At 74.5% G+C, this 5,291-nt stretch carries 1 protein-coding gene; it reads right to left on the bottom strand.

What is annotated here, in order from left to right; all coding sequences use genetic code 11:
* A partial coding sequence (locus tag ACZ4V1_RS35735; RefSeq protein ID WP_468345309.1) for a beta-ketoacyl synthase N-terminal-like domain-containing protein occupies positions 1-5,291 on the bottom strand: 5,291 nt, incomplete at both ends.

Below are 5,291 nucleotides of genomic sequence, written 5' to 3'. Positions count from 1 at the left end.
TCACGCGAGGACGCGATGTGCTCCTCGTCCAGACCCAGCCCCCGCAAGACCTCCCACTTGCCCTCACTGGCCGTCGCGAACACCTCGGCACCCACATGACGCGCCAACTGGATCGCCGCCATACCCACACCACCGGCACCGGCATGAACCAGCACCCGCTCCCCCGCCGACAGACCGGCGAGTTCGGTGAGTCCGTAGTGGGCGGTGAGGAAGACGAGCGGCATCGAGGCCGCCTCCTCGTCGCTCCAGCCCTCGGGGACGCGGGCGAGGAACCGTTCGTCGATCAGCGTCTCGCTGGCGAGGCCGCCGGGCACCATGCCCATCACCCGGTCGCCGACCGCGAGACCGGTCACCTCGGGGCCCACGGCCGTCACGACACCCGTCGCCTCGGCGCCGAGGAGTCCGGCCTCGCCGGGGTACATGCCGAGCGCGTTCAACACGTCACGGAAGTTCAGACCCGCGGCCCGCACTTCCAGTCGGACCTGCCGCCCCTCCGGCGCCTCCAGCACCTCGGGGCAGGCGCGCAGCGTCAACGCGTCCAGGTTGCCCGGAGCGGTGCTGTCCAGGCGCCACGGGCCCTCGGCGGGCGGCAGCAGGCCGGGTCCCGCCACCGCACGGTCGAGCCGCGCCACCAGCACCGCGTCGTCCCGGACCGCGAACTGGGCGTCGCCTCCCGCGAGCGGCGCGGGAAGCCGCGCCGGCACGTCCTCAACGCGGGTGGCCTCGTCCAGGTCGACGAGGGCGAACCGGGTCGGGTTCTCGGACTGCGCGGCGCGGACCAGACCCCAGACAGCGGCGGCGGGCAGGTCCCGGACCCGGTCCTCGGGGCCGGCCTGGACGGCGCGGCGGGTGACGAACACCAGGCGGGAGCCGGCGAACCGCTCCTGGGCGAGCCACTCCTGCACCAGGCCGAGGGCGCGTGCGGTGAGCGTGTGGGTGGCGAGGGGCACGTCCCGGCCCTCGGCCCCGTCGCCGGTGTCACCGAGGAACGGTACGCAGACGAGGTCTTCCTCGCCGGTGAGCCCGGTCAGGACGGCTGCGGCGCCGTCCTCGCCCGGTGCGGCGACGGTGGCGTGCCGGAGGGCGGGGGCGGCCTCCCCGGGCCCCGGGGTCTCCGGGGTTTCCGGCACCGGCGCCCACACCAGGCGGAGCAGCGAGTCCAGCTCCGGACGGCGGGTGGCGGGGGCCCGCGTCCCTGCGGGCACGCGGAGCACCAGCGACTCGGCCGACAGGACGGGGGCGCCTTCGATGTCGACGGCGGCGATGGACACCGAGTCCTCGCCGGTACGGGCGACCCGGAAGCGGACCACGGAGGCGCCGCCCGCGTGCAGCGACACCCCTCCCCACAGGAACGGCAGCAGCTTGTGCTCGTCGTCCAGGCCGGCGAAGCCGACCGACTGGACGGCGGCGTCGAGCAGCGCCGGGTGCATGCCGTAGTAGCCGGCGTCGTCGGCCTGGGACGGCAGTGTCGCCTCGACGAAGGCTTCCTCGCCCCGGGTCCAGACGGCGCGGATGGTGCGGAAGACGGGACCGTACTCGGTGCGGTCGTAGAAGCCCTCCAGGTCGACGGCGACGGCGCCCTCGGGCGGCCAGACCGAGGTGTCCAGGGGCAGGACGGCGGCGCCGGTGGTCAGGACGCCGGAGGCGTGCTCGGTCCAGGTCTCCTCGGGGGCGTCGGCCGGCCGGGAGTAAAGGCTGACCGTGCGGTGGCCGCTCTCGTCGGGGGCGCCGGCCCACACCTGTACGACGACGGCGGCGTCCTCGGGCAGCAGGAGCGGCGTGGCGAGGGTGAACTCCTCGACCCGGTCGCAGCCGACCTCGTCCCCGGCGCGGACGGCCAGCTCGAGGAAGCCGGTGGCGGGGAAGAGCACCATGCCGCCGCCGACGGTGTGGTCGGCGAGCCAGGGGTGGGTGGAGAGGGAGAGACGCCCGGTGAACAGGACTCCCTCGGACGCGGCGAGGGCGGTGGCGGCACCGAGCAGCGGGTGCTCGGCGGGCCGGAGTCCGGCGCCGGTGACGTCACCGGTGAGCGTGGCCGGGCGCGGCCAGTAGCGCTCGTGGTGGAAGGCGTACGTGGGCAGCGCGACACGGCGCGCAGCGGTCCCCTCGTAGCAGCGGGCCCAGTCGACGTCCGTACCGGCCACGTGGAGCCGGGCCAGCGCGGTGAGCAGCGCGGACTCCTCGTCGCGGTCCTTGCGCAACGCGGGGACGACCAGTGTTTCGGCGGCGTCGATGCTCTGCTGGGCGAGGGCGGTGAGGACACCGCCGGGGCCGATCTCCAGGAAGGCGTCGGCACCGGCATCCGCGAGGGCGCGCACGCCGTCGGCGAACCGGACGGTCGCGCGGACGTGCTCTACCCAATAAGCGGGCGTGGCCAGCTGCCCCGGCTCGGCGACCGCACCGGTGACATTGGAGACGACCGGGATGCGCGGTTCGGCATACGCCGCCCCCTCCGCCACCTGACGGAAGGCGTCCAGCATCGGCTCCATCAGCGCCGAGTGGAAGGCGTGACTGACCGAAAGCCGCTGGACCTTGCGCCCCTCGGCCGCGAACACGCCCGCCAGCGCGGTCACTTCCGCCTCTGGACCTGCGATGACCACGGAGTCCGGGCCGTTGACCGCCGCCACAGACAGACCCTCGGTCAACCGCCCGACGATCTCCGCCTCAGCCGCCTGCACGGCGGCCATCGCGCCGCCGGCCGGCAGATCCTGCATCAGCCGGGCCCGGGCCGCCACCAGCGCGCACGCATCCTCCAGGGAGAACACCCCCGCCACGTGCGCGGCCGCGATCTCACCGACGGAATGACCGGCGACGAACTCGGGTGTGACGCCCCACGACTCGACCAGCCGGAACAACGCCACCTCGACCGCGAACAGTGCGGGCTGCGTGTACCCGGTCGTGTCGAGAAGGGCCGCGTCGTCACTGCCCTCCTGCGCGAACAGCACCTCACGCAACGGGCGGTCGAGCTGCGGGTCGAGCAGGACGAGCACCTCGTCGAGCGCCTGCGCAAAGGCGGGGAAACGGGCGTACAGCTCACGCCCCATCCCCACCCGCTGCGACCCCTGACCGGAGAACAGCACGGCCAGGGCCCGCTCGGTGGCCCGGCCCCGGGCCACCTCCACCGGCTCCCCCGCACCGTCGACAGGGGCCAGCAGGACCGCGCGGTACTCGAAGGCCGAGCGGCCGGAGGCCAGGGAGAAGCCGATGTCCAGCGGGGAGGTGTCGAGCGCGGTGATCCGGTCCAGTTGTCCGGGCAGGGCCTCTTCGGTGCGGGCCGAGACGGGCCACGGCACGACGGCCGGGACGACGGCGGGCTCCTCCGGGGCCGTGGTGGCCTCCGGCTCGGCGGTGACCGGCTCCGGCTGCTCGAGGATCACGTGGGCGTTGGTGCCGCTGAGGCCGAAGGAGGAGACACCCGCCCGCCAGGGGCGCTTGGTCTCCGGCCAGGTGGTCTCCTCGGTGAGCAGGCGGACCGCCCCGGCCTCCCAGTCGACGTGCGTGGACGGCCGGTCGACGTGCAGGGACTTGGGCAGGGTGCCGTGGCGCATGGCGAGCACCATCTTGATGACGCCCGCGACACCGGCGGCGGCCTGGGTGTGGCCGATGTTCGACTTGATGGAGCCCAGCAGCAACGGCCGCTCCGGGTCCCGGTCCCTGCCGTAGGTGGCGAGCAGGGCCTGGGCCTCGATGGGGTCGCCCAGGGTGGTGCCGGTACCGTGCGCCTCGACGGCGTCCACGTCGGCGGCGGTGAGCCCGGCGCCGGCCAGGGCCTGCCGGATGACGCGCTGCTGGGAAGGACCGTTGGGCGCCGTCAGACCGTTGGACGCGCCGTCCTGGTTGATGGCCGAGCCGCGCACGACGGCCAGCACCTCGTGGCCGCCCCGCCGGGCGTCGGAGAGCCGCTCCAGGACGAGCAGGCCGACGCCCTCGGACCAGCCGGTGCCGTCGGCGGCGTCCGCGAAGGCCTTGCAGCGGCCGTCGCCGGCGAGGCCGCCCTGCCGGGTGAACCCGGAGAAGTTCATCGGGGTCGAGAGGATGGTGACGCCGCCCGCGAGGGCGAGGGAGCTCTCTCCGCTGCGCAGCGACTGGGCGGCGAGGTGGAGCGCGACGAGCGAGGAGGAGCAGGCGGTGTCGACGGTGAGCGCCGGCCCCTCCAGACCCAGGGCGTAGGAGACCCGGCCGGAGATGACGCTGGTGGCGAGGCCGGTGCTCGCGTGTCCCTCGACGTCCTCACGGGAGGTCATGACGAGGTTGGCGTAGTCCTGGCCCGTGGTGCCCACGAAGACGCCGGTGGCGCTGCCCCGCAGGCCCGCCGGGTCGATGCCGGCGCGTTCGAAGGCCTCCCAGGAGGTCTCCAGGAGCAGGCGCTGCTGCGGGTCCATCGCGAGGGCCTCGCGCGGGGAGATCCCGAAGAACCCGGCGTCGAAGCCGCCGACGTCGTGCAGGAACCCGCCGCGGCGGGTGGCGCTGACACCGCGGCTGTCGTGACCGCCGCCGAACAGGGCGTTCAGGTCCCAGCCGCGGTCGGTGGGGAAGTCGGTGATGCGGTCCTCGCCGTCGGCGAGCATCCGCCACAGGTCGTCCGGGGTGGCGATGCCGCCGGGCATCCGGCAGGCCATGCCGACGATGACGACCGGGTCCTCGGCTACGTCGGCCGCCACGACGGGCGTGCCGGTCTCACCGTGCTCGTCGAGGAGTTCACCCACCAGGTGCTCGGCGAGACCGTGCGGGGTGGGGTAGTCGAAGACCAGGGTGGCGGTGAGCCGCAGGCCGGTCACGCTGGTCAGGCGGTTGCGCAGCTCGACCGCGGTGAGCGAGTCGAAGCCCAGTTCGCGGAACTCCCGGCCGGGTTCGACGGCCTTGGCCGAGGAGTGGCCGAGCACGGCGGCCGCCTCGGCCCGCACCAGTTCGACGGCGTGGCGGGCCCTTTCGTCCGCCGGCATCTCCAGGAGGCGGCGGGCGAGGTCGGCCGCGGTGCTCGCGCCACCGCTGGCGGTCGCGGCGGAGCGGCGGGTGCCGCGTACCAGGTTGCGCAGGAGCGGCGGGACCTCACCGGGCATCCGGCCGTCGCCGGAGGTGGCTCCGACGGCGACGACCAGGGGCTCGTCGGAGCCGGTGGCCGTGTCGAAGAGGGCCAGCCCGCGTTCGACGGGGAGGGGCGCGGCGCCGGAGGCGGCGATGCGCTGCATGTCGGCCTCGGTGAGGGTGCCGGTCATGCCGGCCGACTGTTCCCAGGCACCCCAGGCCAGCGACAGACCCGGCAGACCCTCGGCCGCACGCCGCTGCGCCAG

It is taken from the genome of Streptomyces sp. NPDC028991, assembly GCF_055564775.1.
This window is presented reverse-complemented; position numbering and strand designations above follow the sequence as displayed.